14 protein-coding genes are annotated in these 19,394 nt (G+C 59.1%); 13 read left to right on the top strand and 1 reads right to left on the bottom strand.

Annotation, left to right across the window (positions count from 1 at the left end; translation table 11 throughout):
• The first annotated feature begins 108 nt into the window (after positions 1-108).
• From CJU81_RS02950 to CJU81_RS02940, 3 genes are all read left to right on the top strand, one after another.
• On the top strand, positions 109-2,706 hold the full coding sequence (locus CJU81_RS02950) for a TonB-dependent receptor (RefSeq protein ID WP_095035438.1): 2,598 nt from the start codon (positions 109-111) through the stop codon (positions 2,704-2,706).
• A gap of 112 nt (positions 2,707-2,818) precedes the next feature.
• Complete coding sequence (locus tag CJU81_RS02945; protein WP_095035437.1) at positions 2,819-3,427, top strand: biliverdin-producing heme oxygenase; 609 nt, start codon at positions 2,819-2,821, stop codon at positions 3,425-3,427.
• A gap of 57 nt (positions 3,428-3,484) precedes the next feature.
• Positions 3,485-3,904, top strand: a complete 420-nt coding sequence (locus CJU81_RS02940; RefSeq protein WP_095035564.1) for a YbaN family protein — start codon at positions 3,485-3,487, stop codon at positions 3,902-3,904.
• Between the two features lie 74 nt (positions 3,905-3,978).
• On the opposite strand, the gene arcD (CJU81_RS02935) is transcribed toward CJU81_RS02940, so the two are convergent.
• Positions 3,979-5,406, bottom strand: coding sequence for an arginine-ornithine antiporter (arcD, locus tag CJU81_RS02935; RefSeq protein WP_095035436.1), 1,428 nt, complete (start codon positions 5,404-5,406; stop codon positions 3,979-3,981).
• A 454-nt stretch (positions 5,407-5,860) separates the two neighbouring features.
• Here arcD (CJU81_RS02935) and arcD (CJU81_RS02930) point away from each other — a divergent pair, with 454 nt between their 5' ends.
• The 10 genes from arcD (CJU81_RS02930) (at position 5,861) to gcvT (ending at position 19,141) form a co-directional block, all read left to right on the top strand.
• Complete coding sequence (gene arcD, locus CJU81_RS02930; protein ID WP_095035435.1) at positions 5,861-7,288, top strand: arginine-ornithine antiporter; 1,428 nt, start codon at positions 5,861-5,863, stop codon at positions 7,286-7,288.
• A gap of 33 nt (positions 7,289-7,321) precedes the next feature.
• Positions 7,322-8,578, top strand: coding sequence for an arginine deiminase (gene arcA, locus CJU81_RS02925; protein WP_095035434.1), 1,257 nt, complete (start codon positions 7,322-7,324; stop codon positions 8,576-8,578).
• 78 nt (positions 8,579-8,656) lie between these two features.
• The gene (locus CJU81_RS02920; protein WP_095035433.1) at positions 8,657-9,667 is read left to right on the top strand and encodes an ornithine carbamoyltransferase; all 1,011 of its coding nucleotides are present in this window, start codon (positions 8,657-8,659) and stop codon (positions 9,665-9,667) included.
• A 124-nt stretch (positions 9,668-9,791) separates the two neighbouring features.
• Positions 9,792-10,721 carry a carbamate kinase gene (arcC, locus tag CJU81_RS02915; RefSeq protein ID WP_016782058.1) on the top strand — a complete coding sequence of 310 codons (930 nt, stop codon included), beginning with the start codon at positions 9,792-9,794 and terminating at the stop codon, positions 10,719-10,721.
• Between the two features lie 56 nt (positions 10,722-10,777).
• Positions 10,778-11,137, top strand: coding sequence for a DUF5064 family protein (locus tag CJU81_RS02910; RefSeq protein WP_095001374.1), 360 nt, complete (start codon positions 10,778-10,780; stop codon positions 11,135-11,137).
• A 115-nt stretch (positions 11,138-11,252) separates the two neighbouring features.
• Positions 11,253-12,761: a sigma-54-dependent transcriptional regulator gene (locus CJU81_RS02905; RefSeq protein WP_095035563.1), complete on the top strand. Its 1,509-nt coding sequence runs from the start codon at positions 11,253-11,255 to the stop codon at positions 12,759-12,761.
• Between the two features lie 463 nt (positions 12,762-13,224).
• Complete coding sequence (gene gcvH / locus CJU81_RS02900; protein ID WP_095035432.1) at positions 13,225-13,608, top strand: glycine cleavage system protein GcvH; 384 nt, start codon at positions 13,225-13,227, stop codon at positions 13,606-13,608.
• 10 nt (positions 13,609-13,618) lie between these two features.
• Entirely contained in the window at positions 13,619-16,477 is a 2,859-nt protein-coding gene (gcvP, locus tag CJU81_RS02895; RefSeq protein WP_095035431.1) for an aminomethyl-transferring glycine dehydrogenase, read from the top strand.
• A 145-nt stretch (positions 16,478-16,622) separates the two neighbouring features.
• The gene (locus tag CJU81_RS02890) at positions 16,623-17,999 is read left to right on the top strand and encodes an L-serine ammonia-lyase (RefSeq protein ID WP_095035430.1); all 1,377 of its coding nucleotides are present in this window, start codon (positions 16,623-16,625) and stop codon (positions 17,997-17,999) included.
• 17 nt (positions 18,000-18,016) lie between these two features.
• Positions 18,017-19,141, top strand: coding sequence for a glycine cleavage system aminomethyltransferase GcvT (gene gcvT, locus CJU81_RS02885; RefSeq protein ID WP_095035429.1), 1,125 nt, complete (start codon positions 18,017-18,019; stop codon positions 19,139-19,141).
• Positions 19,142-19,394: the final 253 nt, after the last annotated feature.

The following is a 19,394-nucleotide window of genomic DNA, read 5'->3' as shown; positions in this document are numbered from 1 at the left end:
TTTTACTCGATAGCCTAAGGTCATACGTCTCGTTGTAGTCAATGCAACTGATTCGCATTTTGAGTCAGCTTCGCAACTATAAGATTCGTTCACCACGGAGCGCTATCAATGCCCACACGTTTCAACAGCCGGACCTCATCCAACGCCCGCAAGGGTGGTTTGCAGCAGTGCACGTTGTCGTTGTTGACCGCCGCCATGCTTCTGGCCGGTGTACAGGCGGCTCCAGTCCTGGCGGCGACCGATGAGCAGCCGGCGACCCGCTCCGTGGGCAATTACAAGTTTGCGATCTCCCAACAGCCGCTGGCCTCTGCCCTGAATGACTTCAGCGCTGTCACCGGCTGGCAGGTCGGCCTGCCGGCAGAGCTGGCGCAGAATGTGTCCTCGCCCGGTGTACGCGGCTCGCTTACCCCGGAAAAAGCCCTGGACCGCCTGTTGATCGGCACCAACCTGGGCTATCGCAAACTGGCCAGCAACAATATCGTGCTGGAAAAGCGCAGCAGCTCCACCGGCACCCTGGCCCTGCAACAAGTGACCATCAGCGCCACCCGCCAGGAGCAGGACGTGAACTCGGTGCCCAGCACCATCACCGTCCATGACCGCCAGGATATGGACCGCGATAACGTCAACACCATCAAGGACCTGGTGCGCTATGAGCCGGGTGTCTCGGTAGGCGGCGCCGGCCAGCGTGGCGGCATCAGCAACTACAACATTCGCGGCATCGACGGCGACCGGATCCTGACCCAGGTTGACGGCGTCGAGATCCCCAACTCGTTCTTCAACGGCCCGTACGCCAAGACCCAGCGCAACTACGTCGACCCGGAAATCATCAAACGCGTCGAAATCCTGCGTGGCCCGGCGTCGGTGCTATACGGCAGCAATGCCATCGGCGGCGCCGTTAGCTACTTCACCCTCGACCCCAATGACATCATCAAGCCGGGCCAGGATGTCGGCGCCCGCCTCAAGGCCGGCTACAGCTCGGCCGATCGCAGCTGGCTGAAATCCGGCACCGTGGCCGGTCGTTCCGGTGACTTTGACGGTTTGTTGCACCTGAGCCAGCGCGACGGTCACGAAACCGAGTCCTATGGCGATCATGGCGGCACCGGCCTGTCCCGCACCGCGGCCAACCCGGAAGACACGAAAACCACCAACGTACTGGCCAAGCTGGGCTGGAACTACAACGATGATGACCGTCTTGGCTTCACTTATGAGAAGTACAAGGACCGCCTCGACATCAATGAAAAAAGTGCCGTCGGCGGCCCGTTCAACAACGGCCAGCCGCTGGGCATGTACCTGTCGCGCAACGGCAAGGACACCATCAGCCGCGAGCGTTTCGGCCTGGAAAACAGCATGGTGCTGGACACCGCCGTGGCTGACCACTTCAAGTGGAGCCTCAACTACCAGATCGCCAAGACTGACCAGAACACCCTGGAAGACTACTTCCCCTACAGCCGTCATGTGATGCGTTCGCGCAACACCACCTACGAAGAAAAAATGTGGGTACTGGATGCCCAGGCAGACAAAGCTTTCCATATTGCTGACACCGATCACCTGCTGACCTACGGTGCCACTATCAAGCACCAGAAAGTCACCGGCTCGCGCAGCGGCTCGGGCACCTGCCTGGCAGTCGGCAATGGTTGCACCGCCGTGGGCGCCAACAGCCCGAAAGACTATCTGGTCAAGTCCAGCGACTTCCCGGACCCGACCATCAACACCTACAGCCTGTTCGCCCAGGACCAGATCAGCTGGAACAACTGGACCTTTATGCCGGGCCTGCGCTACGACTACACCAAGCTGACGCCGCATATCACCCAGGAATTCCTCAACACCGTCAACAGCGACCAGAAAGGCACCGTCAGCGATGCCGACAAAGTCTGGCACCGCCTGTCGCCAAAGCTGGGCGTGACTTACGCGTTCAACGACAACTACACCTGGTACGGCCAATACGCCGAGGGCTTCCGCACTCCAACCGCCAAAGCGTTGTATGGTCGCTTTGACAACCTGCAGGCGGGCTATTCGGTAGAGCCGAACCCGGATCTGGAACCGGAAAAAAGCAAAAGCTATGAGACCGGCCTGCGCGGCAACTTTGAGGCTGGCTCATTCGACGTGGCGGTGTTCTATAACAAATACCGCGACTTCATCAATGAAGACGCCATCACCCCCGGCTACGACGACCTCAAGTTCCAGGCCAACAACATCAAGCACGCCACCATCAAGGGTGCCGAGGTCAAAGGCCGCTTGAACCTGGACGCTTTCGGCGCGCCGCAGGGCCTCTACACCCGTGGTTCGGTGGCTTATGCCCACGGCCGCAACGAAGACACCGGCCAGCCGATCAACAGCGTCAACCCGCTGACCGCCGTCATGGGCCTGGGCTACGAGCAGCAGAACTACGGCGCCCTGGTGAGCTGGACCCTGGTCAAGAGCAAGGATCAGGTCGACGACACCAGCTACTTCGCCCCCGATGGCACCAGCAAGCAGTTCAAGTCGCCGGGCTATGGCGTGCTCGACCTGACCGGTTTCTACAAGGTCACCAAGGACGTCACCGTCAATGCCGGCCTGTACAACCTGACCGACAAGAAATACTGGAACTGGGATGACGTGCGCGGCTACGACAGCGTAGGTGAAGCCGGCGTGCTGAACCCGGCCAATATGGAGCGCTTGACCGCTCCAGGTCGCAACTTCTCGATCAATCTGGTCTGGGATATCTGATCAGCCACTCTCACTGCTCAGACTTTTAACCTGCGCAGTGAGGATTTTTTACTGTGATGCGTCTTCCTGATCGTCTAGTTACAAAGCGCATCTCATTCTCAAGGATATTTTCATGACCACTGCTGATTCCGCATCACGTCCGGCCTTGCGTTCCCAACGTCTGAACCAGATCACCAACGAGCCGCATCAAAAGCTCGACGCGCTGGTCAAGGCACACAAGCCGTTTGATGAAGTGGCCAACTTCGCCCGTTTTGTCGTGGCTCAGTACCTGTTCCAGTCGGAACTCAAGGCGCTGTACACCGACCCGGCTCTGAAACAAATCGTCCCTGACCTGCCAGAGCGCTGCCGTGCCGAGCAAGCCAAGGCCGACCTGGCCGACCTCAACACCGAAGTGCCTGCTCCGGTTCCCGGCGCGGTCAATTCGCCAAGCAAGGCTGAGGCACTGGGCTGGATCTTCGTTTCCGAAGGCTCCAAGCTGGGCGCTGCGTTCCTGATCAAGCGTGCCGTGGGCCTGGGCCTGAGCGACACCTTCGGTGCCCGTCACCTTGGCGAACCTGCCGGTGGCCGCGCTGAAGGCTGGAAAAGCTTTATCAAGACCCTCGACGGCCTTGAACTGACGGCTGAAGAAGAAGCCGACCTCGACAAAGGTGCAGTAGCGGCCTTTGAGCGTTTTACCGTATTACTGGAACACGCCTACGCTGCTCAGCCAGAACTGGCTTAAGCTGACAGGCCCGGTCAGCGCTGGCTGACCGGGTGTCCTTTTATGCGTCCTGAGCTTATGACCCGCCAAACCCGATCTTCGTCGAAAATCGCCCGTATCCTGTTCGGCTTGCTGGCTTATGTAAGCCTGGGCATTGGCCTGATTGCGATTGTGATTCCCGGCCTGCCGACCACCGAATTTATTTTGCTCGCCGCCTGGGCCGCGACCAAAAGCTCCCCGCGCCTGAGTGCCTGGCTGGAAAACCACCGTTTATTTGGCCCGATCCTGAGCAACTGGCGCAACGGCAAGATCATCAAGCGCAACGCCAAGATCAGCGCCACTGTCAGCATGCTGTTGTGTGCCGGGCTGATGCTTTACGTGCTGGATCACAACTGGCCGGTGTTTCTGGCGATAGCCGGCATGAGCATGGGCAACCTGTGGATCTGGTCGCGGCCTGAGAATATGCCCGCAACCATTGCGACGTCTAAACAGCTGTAGTCGCTGCCGCAGGTTGCGAGGGGATCTCAGGGTTTTCAAGAAAACGGGTTGCTGCGCAACCCTTCGCAGCCTACCTACAACGCCAACGCACCGCTATACAGCGCATAAGCTGCCGCCATGGCAGCCAGCAGCACCATCGCGAATATGATCTTCTCCCAGGGTTTGAACAGCACCTCACCCTGCTCGCGCTTGGCCTTGGCAAAGAAGAAAATCCCCGGCGCATACAGCAGCGCCGAGAGCAGCAGGTACTTGGGCCCCGCCGCATATAACAGCCACATCGCATAGATCAGCGCGACAGCCCCCACCACCAGGTCCTTGACCCGCCGTCGGCTCGCCCGCTCATACGTCTCGCCCCTCACGCACAGCAACACCGCATAGGCGGCCGACCACAGGTAAGGCACCAGAATCATCGATGACGCCAGGTAGATCAGGCTGGTGTAAGTACCGGCGGACACCAGGGTGATCACCAGGAAAATCTGGATCATCGAGTTGGTCAGCCACAGGGCATTGACCGGCACATGGTTGGTGTTTTCCTTTTTCAGGAACGCCGGCATGGTGTTGTCCCGGGCCGTGGCATAGAGGATCTCGGCGCACAGCAGCGCCCACGACAGCAGCGCCCCCAGCAGCGAGATTGCCAGCCCGATGCTGATCAGGATCGCGCCCCACTCCCCCACCACATGCTTGAGTACCCCGGCCATCGACGGGTTTTGCAGGCTGGCCAGTTCCGGCTGGCTCATGATCCCCAGGGAAAGCACGTTCACCAGCACCAGCAAGGCCAGCACGCCGAGAAAGCCGATAACCGTGGCCTTGCCCACATCCGAACGCTTTTCTGCACGCCCGGAGTACACACTGGCCCCCTCAATGCCGATAAACACGAACACCGTGACCAGCATCATGTTGCGTACCTGGTCCATCACGCTGCCCAGGCTCGGGGTCTGCGTGCCCCAAAAATCCCGGGTGAAAATATCGGCCTTGAACGCCACGGCGGCTAGCACGATAAACATCACGATCGGGACGATTTTGGCGACGGTGGTCAACTGGTTGATAAATGCCGCTTCCTTGATCCCGCGCAGCACCAGGAAATGCACGCCCCACAGCAGCAGCGACGCGCAACCGATGGCAATCGGCGTGTTGCCCTGACCAAAAACCGGGAAAAAATAGCCCAGGGTGCTGAACAGCAATACGAAGTAACCGACGTTGCCCATCCAGGCGCTGATCCAGTAACCCCAGGCGGACGAGAAGCCCATGTAGTCACCAAAGCCCGCCTTGGCGTAGGCATACACCCCCGAGTCCAACTCCGGCTTGCGATTGGCCAGGGTCTGGAACACAAAGGCCAGCGCCAGCATGCCCACTGCCGTGATCGCCCAACCGATCAGTACGGCCCCGCCGGCAGCATGCTCGGCAATATTTTGTGGCAGAGAAAAAATACCGCCGCCAATCATTGAGCCGACAACCAACGCGATCAGGGCGTTGAGCCTAAGCTTTTGCGTCTGTTGCGACATCGCCACCTCTGCGTACTGTTTAGTTAAAACTCATCAATATCAGGCTACAGACGTTCACTGACTAAATATATGCAGGGCCCAAACGTTTAATAGAACCACGCAATAAGCCCTCCCACCCTAATAACCATATTTTCTATTGAAACCTAAAAAGCCGCTCATATATAGATGACGATTTAATTTCATGGAGGGGTTCATGAAACTTGAAGATGACATTTGCAAATCTGGAAATACTGGCTAGCTTCAATCCCCACGACACCGTGGGTATCGAATGTATTAATACCTGAAAACATCTCTGGAGTAAGGCTTTCAGGAAGCGTCATAAAAATACGTGATCGCGACCTTCCCCGCTCTACCAACAATGGAATGTAGTAATGCCCTGATCTATGTCAAATGGCTTAAATATCAATGGACTTAACTTTGAAGCCTCACTTCTCCTAGATTGGAGTCACTACAAATGTCTGATACTCCTGGAAAACTGCGACTGGGTGCGTTGGTTGCTCTGGTAGTCGGCTCAATGATTGGCGGCGGGATTTTTTCGCTGCCACAGAACATGGCCGCCAGCGCCGATGTCGGTGCAATCCTGATCGGCTGGGCAATTACCGCAGTCGGTATGTTGACCCTCGCTTTTGTGTTCCAGACCCTCGCCAATCGCAAACCTGACCTGGACGGCGGCGTATATGCCTACGCCAAGGCGGGCTTTGGCGATTACATGGGTTTCTCGTCTGCCTGGGGTTACTGGATCAGCGCCTGGCTGGGTAACGTCGGCTACTTCGTATTGCTGTTCAGCACCCTGGGTTACTTCTTCCCGATCTTCGGCGAAGGCAACACCCCCGCTGCCATCATCGGCGCCTCAATCCTGCTTTGGGCCGTGCATTTCCTGGTACTGCGCGGGATCAAGGAAGCAGCGTTCATCAACCTGGTAACCACCGTTGCCAAGGTCGTGCCGCTGGTTCTGTTTATCCTGATTGCCATCTTCGCGTTCAAACTGGACATCTTCACCAGTGACATCTGGGGCGTGAAAAACCCGGATCTGGGCAGCGTGATGGACCAGGTGCGCAACATGATGCTGGTCACCGTGTGGGTGTTCATCGGTATCGAAGGCGCAAGCATCTTCTCTTCCCGTGCCGAAAAACGTTCGGACGTGGGTCGGGCCACCGTGATCGGCTTTATCACCGTGCTGCTGTTGCTGGTACTGGTGAACGTGCTGTCGCTGGGCATCATGACTCAGCCTGAACTGGCAAAACTGCAAAACCCTTCGATGGCGGCCGTGCTTGAGCATGTGGTCGGTCACTGGGGTGCGGTACTGATCAGCGTCGGCTTGATCATCTCGCTGCTGGGTGCCCTGCTCTCCTGGGTACTGCTGTGCGCAGAGATCATGTTCTCGGCAGCCAAGGACCACACCATGCCGGCCTTCCTGAAAAAGGAAAACGCCAACCATGTACCGGTCAACGCCCTGTGGCTGACCAACGCCATGGTGCAACTGTTCCTGATCATCACTCTGTTCTCGGCCAGTACTTATCTGTCGCTGATCTACCTGGCGACCTCGATGATCCTGGTGCCTTACCTCTGGTCTGCAGCCTACGGCTTCCTGCTGGCGGTACGTGCCGAGACTTACGAGAACGCCCTGGCAGAACGCAAGAAAGACCTGATTATCGGCGGTATCGCGCTGATCTACGCCATCTGGCTGATCTATGCCGGCGGCCTCAAGTACTTGCTGCTCTCGGCCCTGCTGTACGCACCTGGCGCGATTCTGTTCGCCAAGGCCAAGCGTGAAAGTGGCCAACCTGTATTCACCAACATCGAGAAAGTGATTTTTGCCGCAGTAGTGATCGGCGCCCTTGTGGCTGCCTATGGTCTCTACGACGGTTTCCTGACCCTGTAACAACCTGTTTGTGTACTTTGGAGGATGACTGTAATGACCACGGAAAAAGTGAAATACGGCGTGCATTCCGAAGCCGGTAAGCTGCATAAGGTTATGGTGTGTTCCCCAGGCCTGGCTCACCAGCGCCTGACCCCGAGCAACTGCGATGAGTTGCTGTTTGATGACGTGCTGTGGGTCAACCAGGCCAAGCGTGACCACTTCGACTTCGTCACCAAAATGCGTGACCGCGGCATTGATGTGCTGGAAATGCACAACCTGCTGACCGATATCGTTGCCATCCCGGAAGCCCTGGACTGGATTCTGGACCACAAAGTGACCCCCAATCAGGTGGGTGTGGGCCTGGTCAACGAAGTCAAAGCCTGGCTCAAAAGCCTTGAGCCACGCCAAATTGCCGAGTACCTGATCGGCGGCGTGTCGGCAGACGACCTGCCGGACAGCTTTGGTGGCAAGACCATCCAGATGTTCCGTGACTTCCTCGGTCACACCAGCTTTATCCTGCCACCGCTGCCCAACACTCAGTTCACCCGTGACACCACGTGCTGGATCTACGGTGGCGTAACGTTGAACCCTATGTACTGGCCGGCGCGTCGTCAGGAAACCTTGCTGACCACCGCGATCTACAAGTTCCACCCTGAATTCACCAACGCCGACTTCCAGATCTGGTACGGCGACCCGACCGTTGACCACGGCAACGCCAGCCTTGAAGGTGGCGACGTGATGCCAATCGGCAACGGCGTGGTTCTGATCGGCATGGGTGAACGTACTTCGCGTCAGGCCATTGGCCAACTGGCGCAGAACCTGTTCAAAAACGGCGCTGTTGAACGGGTGATCGTGGCCGGTATGCCCAAGTCCCGCGCTGCGATGCACCTGGACACCGTGTTCAGCTTCTGCGACCGCGACCTGGTGACCATCTTCCCTGAAGTCGTGAACCAGATCGTTGCGTTCTCGGTATACCCGGACGACAAGAAACAAGGCGGCGTGGACGTACGACGCGAAGAAGGACACTTCCTCGACGTGGTGGCCAAGGCCCTGGGCGTGAAAAAACTGCGTGTCGTCGAAACTGGCGGCAATTCGTTCGCGGCAGAACGCGAGCAGTGGGATGACGGTAACAACGTGGTGGCTCTGGAGCCTGGCGTGGTGATCGGTTACGACCGCAACACCTACACCAACACCCTGCTGCGCAAGGCTGGCGTTGAAGTCATCACCATCAGCGCCTCCGAACTGGGACGCGGCCGTGGCGGCGGTCACTGCATGACCTGCCCGATCGTACGTGACCCAGTCGACTATTAAGTAACCCATTTGATTGCTTGCCCTGGCCCCTACAAGGGGCCGGTGCAAGCCGGTTAACCCGAAACCAAGGAGATCACCATGGCTTTTAACATGAAAAACCGCAGCCTTCTGAGTCTGGTGCACCACACGCCACGTGAGTTGCACTTCCTGCTCGATCTGTCCCGCGATCTCAAGCGCGCCAAGTACACCGGTACTGAAGAGCCGCACTTGAAAGGCAAAAACATTGCGCTGATTTTCGAAAAAACTTCGACCCGTACCCGTTGTGCATTCGAAGTGGCCGCCCACGACCAGGGCGCGCACGTCACCTATATCGACCCTGTATCTTCGCAAATCGGCCACAAAGAAAGCATGAAAGACACCGCCCGCGTTCTGGGCCGCATGTTTGATGCCATCGAATACCGCGGTTTTGAACAAGCCGTAGTCGAAGAGCTGGCCAAGTACGCAGGTGTTCCAGTTTTCAACGGCCTGACCGCTGAGTTCCACCCGACCCAAATGATCGCCGACGTGCTGACCATGCGCGAACACAGCGACAAGCCGCTGCACAACATCAGCTACGCCTACCTGGGCGATGCCCGCAACAACATGGGTAACTCGCTGCTGCTGATCGGCGCCAAACTGGGCATGGACGTGCGTATTGCCGCACCAAAAAGCCTGTGGCCAGAAGAGTCGTTCGTTAAGCAGTGCCAGGAATTCGCCAAGGAAAGCGGTGCCAAAATCACCCTGACCGAAGACCCTAAAGCTGCCGTCAAAGGCGTGGACTTTATCCACACCGACGTCTGGGTATCGATGGGCGAGCCGGTTGAAGCCTGGAACGACCGTATCAAGCTGCTGCTGCCTTACCAGGTCAACAGCGACATGATCAAAGCGGCAGAAAACCCACGCGTGAAGTTCATGCACTGTCTGCCTGCGTTCCACAACTGTGAAACCAAAGTCGGCAAAGACGTGGCCGAGCACCACCCAAACCTGAAAAACGGCATTGAAGTGACCGAAGAAGTGTTTGAGTCCCCGGTCAACATCGCCTTTGAGCAAGCTGAAAACCGCATGCACACCATCAAGGCGATTCTGGTCGCAGCACTGGCTGATATCTAAGCCTGTCCCACAGTCGTCATGCATACGCATGACGACTGTGGGAGCGAGCCTGCTCGCGAAGCTCGTTCGCGAGCAGGCTCGCTCCCACACAAGGCGCTCTCAAATTTCTAAAAGGACATCTTCTATGCGTATCGTCGTTGCACTGGGCGGTAACGCCCTCTTGCGTCGCGGCCAGCCCATGACCGCCGAGAACCAGCGCGAAAACATCCAGACCGCTACCGCCCAAATCGCCCGCATTGCCCACGGCAATGAACTGGTCGTGGCCCACGGTAACGGCCCGCAAGTCGGCCTGCTGTCTCTGCAAGCCGCCGCTTACACCGCAGTCGCCCCTTACCCGCTGGATGTGCTCGGTGCTGAAACCGAGGGCATGATCGGTTACATGATCGAGCAAGAGCTGGGCAACCTGCTGCCACAGGAGGCCGCGTTTGCCACCTTGCTGACCCAGGTTGAAGTCGACCCCAAAGACCCGGCGTTCCAGAAGCCGACCAAGCCGATCGGCCCGGTCTACACCGAAAGCGAGGCCAAGAGTCTGGCCGCCGAAAAAGGCTGGAGCATTGCTCCGGACGGCGACAAGTTCCGTCGCGTGGTGCCTAGCCCGAAACCCAAACGCATCTTCGAAATTCGTCCGATCAAGTGGCTGCTGGAAAAAGGCACCATCGTGATCTGCGCAGGTGGTGGCGGCATCCCCACCATGTACGGCGAAGACGGCAAGCTGCGCGGCATCGAAGCGGTAATCGACAAGGACCTGGCATCCTCGCTGCTGGCCCAGCAGCTGGACAGCGACCTGCTGGTGATCGCCACTGACGTGAATGCAGCCTTTATCGACTGGGGCAAACCAACCCAGAAAGGCATCTCCCATGCCCACCCTGACGAGCTGGAAAAACTCGGCTTTGCCTCGGGCTCGATGGGCCCTAAAGTTGAAGCTGCTTGCGAGTTTGCGCGTAAAACCGGCAAGACCGCAGTGATCGGCGCACTGGCGGATATCGAAGCAATCGTTCAAGGTAAGGCCGGTACTCGGGTCAGCACCGAAAAACCGGGTATCACTTACTTCTGAACCCCGGGGCAGGTCTTGGGGCCTGCCCTTTTCCCATCGCACCAAGGAGTACCCCTATGGCCTCGTTCGAACCCGGTCACCTGCATATCCACCGCGAACCGCTGCAACCGAGCGACTTTGGGTATGACATCAAGATCGATTACCAGGTCGTTCAGGATCCCAAGGAAGGCAAGTCGATGCAGTTCGACATGCACGGTCAGATCAACAAGAAGGAGTTCAAGGAGTCCTTCACACTACCCAAGGACATGGCCTACAACTTTGCCCATGACGCATTTCAGATTGCCGTGAAACATGGCATTCCAAAAACCGCTGACATCCGTTCGATGCACGGTTACTACGACAAGATGTTCGCCGACGTGATGGCCCAGCTCAACCACAAGCCGGGCGACCCGATCAAGCTTGATCATCTGGACTGACCCGACACTAAAATCTGTAGCCGCTGAGGAGCGAAGCGGCTACATCATCTTTGGCCTTGGCTCCCCGCCAAGGCATACTGGTCATCCTTGCTGGCCAGAAGTGTTTGCCTTTCCCATGCGTATCCATGTCAGTTTTATCGACCGTGTTGGCATCACCCAGGAAGTCCTGGCGTTGCTGGGCGGGCGTAACCTCAATCTGGATGCGGTGGAAATGGTCCCGCCCAACGTCTACATCGACGCGCCCACCCTCAGCCCGCAAGTGCTCGACGAGTTGCGCGAGGCGCTGTTCGGCGTCAAGGGTGTACAGACGGTCACCGTTGTCGACATCCTTCCCGGCCAGCGCCGCCACCTGCAACTGGACGCCTTGCTCGCCGCCATGACCGACCCGGTACTGGCACTCGACAGCGAAGGCCACGTGTTGCTGGCCAACCCGGCACTGGTGGCACTGTATGGCCATGAGCCGACCGGCGAGAGTATCGGCCAGTTGTTCAGCGACCCCGGATTGCTCGACGTGCTGCTGGAAAACGGCTTTCGCCTGCCACTGCGCGAGGTCACGCTCAACGGCCATCCACTGATGCTCGACGCCACACCGATCACCGATGCAGGCGCCCTGCTAACCCTGTACCAGCCAAGCCGGATCGGCGAGCGACTGGCGGCGCTGCACCACGATCACGCTGAAGGCTTTGATGCCCTGCTCGGCGACTCGCCTGCCATCCGCACCCTCAAAGCCCGTGCGCAGCGCGTAGCGGCGCTCGACGCACCGTTGCTGATCCAGGGTGAGACCGGCACCGGCAAAGAGCTGGTGGCCCGCGCCTGCCATGCCATCAGTGACCGTTTTGCCGCGCCGTTTCTGGCCCTCAACTGCGCTGCGCTCCCGGAGAACCTGGCTGAAAGCGAACTGTTCGGCTATGCCCCCGGCGCCTTTACCGGCGCCCAGCGCGGCGGCAAACCGGGGCTGATGGAACTGGCCAACAACGGCACGGTATTTCTCGACGAAATAGCCGAAATGTCACCCTACCTGCAAGCCAAGCTGCTGCGCTTTCTCAATGACGGCAGCTTTCGCCGGGTGGGCGGTGAACGCGAGGTCAAGGTGAATGTGCGCATCCTCAGCGCCACGCACCGCAATCTCGAAAAAATGGTCAACGAAGGCAGCTTTCGCGAAGACCTGTTCTACCGTCTGAACGTGCTCAATATCGAAGTACCGCCTCTGCGTGAACGCGGCCAGGATATTTTGTTGCTGGCACGCGCGTTCATGCAGCAGGCCTGCACCCAGATCCAGCGCCCGGCGTGTCGCCTGGCACCCGGCACCTACCCGGCGCTGCTGGGCAACCGCTGGCCCGGCAACGTACGCCAGTTGCAGAACGTGATCTTTCGAGCAGCGGCCATCTGCGAGGGTTCGCTGGTGGACATTGGCGACCTGGATATCGCCGGCACCTCGGTGGCACGCCAGAGCGACGGCGAAATTGAAACCCTGGAACACGCCGTCGAAACATTCGAGAAAGCGCTGCTGGAGAAGCTCTACGTCAGCTACCCCTCCACCCGTCAGCTCGCCAGCCGCCTGCAAACCAGTCACACCGCCATAGCCCATCGGCTGCGCAAGTACGGCATCCCGGGCAAGGCCTGACGGACATAGAACCCTGTAGATACTCTGTTGCCGGTCAACCCTCCCTGTGGGAGCGAGCCTGCTCGCGAAAGTCGTTCGCGAGCAGGCTCGCTCCCACAGTTAAAATTCCCTTCAGACCTTGCAGCTGCCGAACGCAGCTTTCGTTGCTGCTACAGAATTTGTGCTCCCGCTCATTGGCAACTCAAGCCTTGTATCGAATTCACTCCACCGGAACGAATTCGATACACGCCCTCTCTACCCATGCCACGCAAGGCTTTGATCCCCTTGGATTTTTTTATGGCCTTCAGGCCGTATCGAATTCGCTACAGCCTTGCTCTTCAAATACGGCTTATAAAATCTTAAGTAATTGATAAATAAGGATATTTTTAAACTGGCAATCATCTTGCAATGAACTCCTCATAAGCTCGGTCTGCACGAGCATTTACCTGTGACCACCAGACATGTCTGGCCTTGAGGAGTTTCCATGAGCGAGTTGCGTTTTACAGAAGACCACGAATGGCTGCGCGCCGAAGCTGACGGCACCGTAACCGTGGGGATTACCGCGTTTGCGCAAAACGCTCTGGGTGACGTGGTGTTTGTGCAACTGCCCGAGCTACAGTCCTACGACAAGGGCGCCGAAGCCGCCACCGTTGAGTCGGTCAAGGCGGCCAGCGGCGTGTACATGCCCCTGGACGGCGAAGTGATCGAAGTGAACCCGGCGCTCGACAGCAGCCCGGAGCTGGTCAACGAAGACCCGCTGGGCGAAGGCTGGTTCTTCCGCTTCAAGCCCGCCGACGCCAACGCTGTTGGCCAACTGCTCGATCAGGACGCCTACGACCGCCTGATCAAAGCCCAAGACGACAACTGAGAGCCCAGCCATGACCATCAATCTCAGCACTGCCAATGAATTTATCGCGCGCCACATTGGCCCGCGCCAGGCCGATGAGCAGGCGATGCTCGCCACTCTGGGCTTTGATTCCCTGGAAGGCCTCAGCGCCAGCGTGATCCCGGAAAGCATCAAGGGCACCAGCGTGCTCAACTTGCCCGCTGGTCAAAGCGAAGCCGACGCCCTGGCTTCGATCAAGGCCATCGCAGCCAAAAACCAGCTGTGCAAAACCTATATCGGCCAGGGCTACTACAACTGCCACACACCGTCGCCGATCCTGCGCAACCTCCTGGAAAACCCGGCCTGGTACACCGCCTACACGCCCTACCAGCCGGAAATCTCCCAGGGCCGTCTCGAAGCGCTGCTCAACTTCCAGACCCTGATCAGCGACCTCAGCGGCCTGCCGATTGCCAACGCCTCGCTGCTCGACGAAGCCACCGCCGCTGCCGAAGCCATGACCTTCTGCAAACGCCTGAGCAAGAACAAAACTAGCCACCGTTTCTTTGCTTCCAGCCACTGCCACCCGCAAACCCTCGACGTGCTGCGCACCCGTGCCGAGCCACTGGGCATTGAAGTGTTCGTGGCCGACGAGCGCGAACTGACCGACGTGTCGGCCTTCTTCGGCGCTCTGCTGCAATACCCGGCGAGCAACGGTGACGTGTTCGACTATCGCGAACTGGTTGAGCGCTTCCACGCCGCCAACGCGCTGGTGGCTGTAGCCGCCGACCTGCTGGCCCTGACCCTGCTGACCCCGCCGGGCGAGTTCGGCGCAGACGTTGCCATCGGCAGCGCGCAGCGCTTTGGCGTGCCACTGGGCTTCGGCGGCCCGCATGCGGCCTACTTCGCTACCCGCGACGCGTTCAAGCGCGACATGCCGGGCCGCTTGGTCGGTGTTTCGGTTGACCGTCACGGCAAGCCGGCACTGCGCCTGGCCATGCAAACCCGCGAACAGCATATCCGTCGCGAGAAGGCCACGAGCAACATCTGTACCGCACAAGTACTGCTGGCCAACATCGCCAGCATGTATGCCGTGTACCACGGCCCTAAAGGCCTGACGCAAATCGCCCAACGCACTCACCAGTTGACCGCGATCCTGGCCCGTGGCCTGAGCGATCTGGGGCTGAAGGTCGAGCAGGAACAGTTCTTCGACACCCTGACCCTCAACACCGGCACCAACACAGCAGCGCTGCACGCCAAGGCCCATGCGCAGAACATCAACCTGCGCGTGATCGACGACCAGCGCCTGGGCCTGTCGCTGGATGAAACCAGCAGCCAGTCCGACGTCACTGCGCTCTGGGCATTGCTCGCCACAGACGGCCAGACGCTGCCTGACTTCGACGCACTGGCCGCCAGCGTAACGGCCACCCTGCCCGCCGCCCTGCTGCGCCAGTCGCCGATCCTCAGCCACCCGGTGTTCAACCGCTACCACTCTGAAACCGAGCTGATGCGCTACCTGCGCAAGCTGGCCGACAAGGACCTGGCGCTGGATCGCACCATGATCCCGTTGGGCTCGTGCACCATGAAGCTCAACGCCGCCAGCGAAATGATCCCGGTCACCTGGGCCGAGTTCGGCAGCCTGCACCCGTTTGCTCCTGCCGAGCAAAGCCAGGGCTACCAGCAACTGACCACCGAGCTGGAAGCCATGCTCTGCGCGGCTACCGGCTACGATGCCATTTCCCTGCAGCCAAACGCCGGTTCCCAGGGCGAATACGCCGGTTTGCTGGCAATTCGTGCCTACCACCAGAGCCGTGGCGATGAGCGCCGCGATATCTGCCTGATTCCGTCCTCGGCCCACGGCACCAACCCGGCCACCGCCAACATGGCCGGCATGCGTGTGGTGGTCACCGCCTGTGACGCCCGCGGCAACGTCGATATCGAAGACCTGCGTGCCAAGGCCATCGAGCACCGCGACCACCTCGCCGCGCTGATGATCACCTACCCCTCGACCCACGGTGTTTTCGAAGAAGGCATTCGCGAAATCTGCGGCATCATTCATGACAACGGCGGCCAGGTGTACATCGACGGCGCCAACATGAACGCCATGGTCGGCCTGTGCGCACCGGGCAAGTTCGGCGGCGACGTGTCCCACCTCAACCTGCACAAGACCTTCTGCATCCCCCACGGCGGTGGCGGCCCGGGTGTAGGCCCGATTGGCGTCAAATCGCACCTCACACCGTTCCTGCCAGGGCACGCGGCAATGGAGCGCAAGGAAGGCGCGGTCTGCGCGGCACCGTTTGGCAGCGCCAGCATCCTGCCGATCACCTGGATGTACATCCGCATGATGGGCGGTGAAGGCCTCAAGCGTGCATCGCAACTGGCCATCCTGAACGCCAACTACATTGCCCGCCGTCTCGAAGAGCACTACCCGGTGCTGTACTCGGGCAGCAACGGCCTGGTCGCCCACGAATGCATCCTCGACCTGCGCCCGCTCAAGGAAACCAGCGGCATCAGCGTCGACGACGTAGCCAAGCGCCTGATCGATTTTGGCTTCCATGCTCCGACCATGTCGTTCCCGGTGGCCGGCACGCTGATGATCGAACCGACCGAAAGCGAGTCCAAGGAAGAGCTGGATCGCTTCTGTGAGGCCATGATCTGCATCCGCGAAGAAATCCGCGAAGTCGAGAGCGGCGGCCTGGACAAGGAAGACAACCCGCTGAAAAACGCTCCGCACACCGCTGCCGAGATGGTTGGCGAATGGACCCACCCGTATAGCCGCGAACAGGCGGTGTACCCGGTGGCGTCCTTGATCGAAGGCAAGTACTGGCCACCGGTCGGTCGCGTCGACAACGTGTTTGGCGACCGCAACCTGGTGTGTGCGTGCCCGTCGATCGAGAGCTATCAGGAGGCGTAAACACAATTTGTAGTCGCTGCCGAAGGCTGCGATGGGGATCGCAGGGTTTTCAAGAAAAACGGGTTGCTTCGCAACCCTTCGCAGCCTGCGGCAGCGACTACAGGTTATTTTTTGCCAATAAACCTATAAGAAACCGGAGAACCCTATGTCACTAAGCGTGTTCGACCTGTTCAAGATTGGCATCGGCCCCTCCAGTTCCCATACCGTCGGCCCCATGCGTGCTGCTGCGCGTTTTGCCGAAGGTCTGCGCCGTGATGAGCTGCTGCAACAAACAGCCTGTGTAAAAGTTGAACTCTATGGCTCCCTCGGCGCCACCGGCAAAGGCCACGGCAGCGACAAAGCCGTGCTACTGGGGCTTGAAGGCGAGCATCCGGATACCGTCAACACTGAAATCGTGGCCGAACGACTGGCCGCCATTCGCAGCAGCGGGCGCTTGAACCTGCTGGGCGAACACCCCATCGATTTCAACGAAAAATCGCACCTGGCGATGATTCGCAAACCCCTGCCCTATCACCCCAATGGCATGATTTTTCGGGCTCTGGATGCCGCCGGCATCCAGATCCGCAGCCGCGAGTATTACTCGGTCGGTGGCGGCTTTGTAGTGGATGAAGGCGCCGCGGGCGCTGACCGTATCGTCGAAGACAGCACCCCGCTGCAATACCCCTTCAAGACCGCCAAGGATTTATTGCGCCATTGCGTCACTCATGACCTGTCGATCAGTGAAGTGATGATGGCCAACGAAAGCGCCTGGCGCCCCGAGGCCGAGACCCGCGCCGGCTTGCTGAATATCTGGCAAGTGATGCAGGACTGCGTGAGTGCGGGTTGCCGCAACGAAGGCATTTTGCCCGGTGGGCTAAAGGTCAAGCGACGGGCTGCTGCACTGCACCGTCAGCTGTGCAGCAACCCCGAGGCCGCGTTGCGCGATGCATTGTCAGTACTGGACTGGGTGAACCTGTATGCCCTGGCTGTCAATGAAGAAAACGCCAACGGCGGGCGCGTGGTCACTGCGCCGACCAACGGGGCGGCGGGGATTATCCCGGCCGTGTTGCATTACTACATGCGTTTTATCGGCGGCGCCAATGAAGACGGCGTCGTCCGTTTTCTGCTTACCGCCGCCGCCATTGGCATTCTGTACAAGGAAAACGCCTCGATTTCCGGAGCGGAAGTTGGCTGCCAGGGTGAAGTCGGAGTGGCCTGCTCAATGGCGGCCGGCGCGTTATGTGAAGTGCTGGGCGGCAACGTACAGCAAGTCGAGAACGCCGCCGAAATCGGCATGGAGCACAACCTCGGCCTGACCTGCGATCCGATTGGCGGGCTGGTGCAAGTACCGTGCATAGAACGTAACGCGATGGGCTCGGTCAAGGCCATCAACGCAGTGCGTATGGCGCTGCGCGGTGATGGTCAGCATTTTGTCTCGCTCGACAAGGTGATCCGCACCATGCGCCAGACCGGCGCCGACATGAAAAGCAAATACAAGGAGACCGCCCGCGGCGGTCTGGCTGTCAACATTATTGAGTGCTGATTTTCAAGGAGTCTCGAATGTCCACCGAACAACTGCTTAAAACCCCGCTGCATGCACTGCACCTTGAACTCGGCGCCCGCATGGTTCCGTTTGCCGGCTACGACATGCCCGTGCAGTACCCGCTGGGGGTGATGAAAGAACACCAGCACACCCGTGAACAGGCCGGGTTGTTCGATGTATCGCACATGGGCCAGATCCGTCTGACCGGCGCCGATGCGGCCAAGGCACTGGAAGCTCTGGTGCCGGTCGATATCATCGACCTGCCGGTGGGCATGCAACGTTATGCCATGTTCACCAACGAACAGGGCGGTATCCTCGATGACCTGATGGTCGCCAATCTGGGCAATGACGAATTGTTTCTGGTGGTCAACGCCACCTGCAAGGATCAGGACCTGGCCCACCTGCGCAAGCATTTGAGCGCCCACTGCCAGATCCAGCCGCTGTTTGAAGAGCGCGCCCTGCTGGCCCTGCAAGGGCCGGCTGCGGTCAACGTGCTGCAACGCCTGGCGCCACAAGTGACAAACATGACCTTTATGCAATTTGCCCCGGTGACCTTGCTGGGCGCGGATTGCTACGTCAGCCGTTCGGGCTATACCGGTGAAGACGGCTTCGAGATCTCCGTGCCCGCCGCGCGCGCTGAAGAACTGGCCCGCCGCCTGCTGGCCGAGCCAGAGGTTCAGGCCATCGGCCTTGGCGCACGGGACTCGCTGCGCCTGGAAGCGGGCCTGTGCCTGTACGGCCACGACATGAACGACACCACCACGCCAATCGAAGCCAGCCTGCTCTGGGCCATCTCCAAGGCCCGTCGAGCTGACGGCCCGCGGGCCGGTGGTTTCCCGGGCGCCGAAAATATCTTCGCCCAGCAGCAGAACGGTGTGGCGCGCAAACGCGTGGGCCTGTTGCCGCAGGAGCGTACCCCGGTGCGTGAAGGCGCAGAAATTGTCGATGCCGAAGGTATAGTGATCGGCACTGTGTGCAGCGGCGGCTTTGGCCCGACACTGGGCGCGCCTTTGGCGATGGGTTATCTGGATATCGCGTTCACGCCTGTGGACACTGAAGTCTGGGCAATCGTGCGAGGCAAACGCGTACCGATGAAAGTATCGAAGATGCCGTTTGTAGCTCAACGTTATTACCGCGGCTAAACAAAAAGTTACACAGTTGCATGTTCACGGTGCGCACGTGTCATGCAACTGCCACATAACAGTGCAAACTTTCGATAGCGAAAACAGTGTTTAACCCACGAAAATAATTGAACAATCCTATAACGCTGTGATCTTTTAACATACGCCAAGTGCATTAAAAACCGCGGCCCTGCGGCGTATTTAAGGGGCTTGTTTTTTCAATTACAGTTTCGTAGAGTTTGCCCACTGTGTTTGCATGGGTCGCTGGAATCGT

Source organism: Pseudomonas fragi (assembly GCF_002269505.1).
GTDB classification, from domain to species: Bacteria; Pseudomonadota; Gammaproteobacteria; order Pseudomonadales; family Pseudomonadaceae; genus Aquipseudomonas; species Aquipseudomonas fragi_D.
The sequence above is the reverse complement of the archived record's forward strand: the minus strand, read 5'-3'. Positions and strand labels throughout refer to the sequence as shown.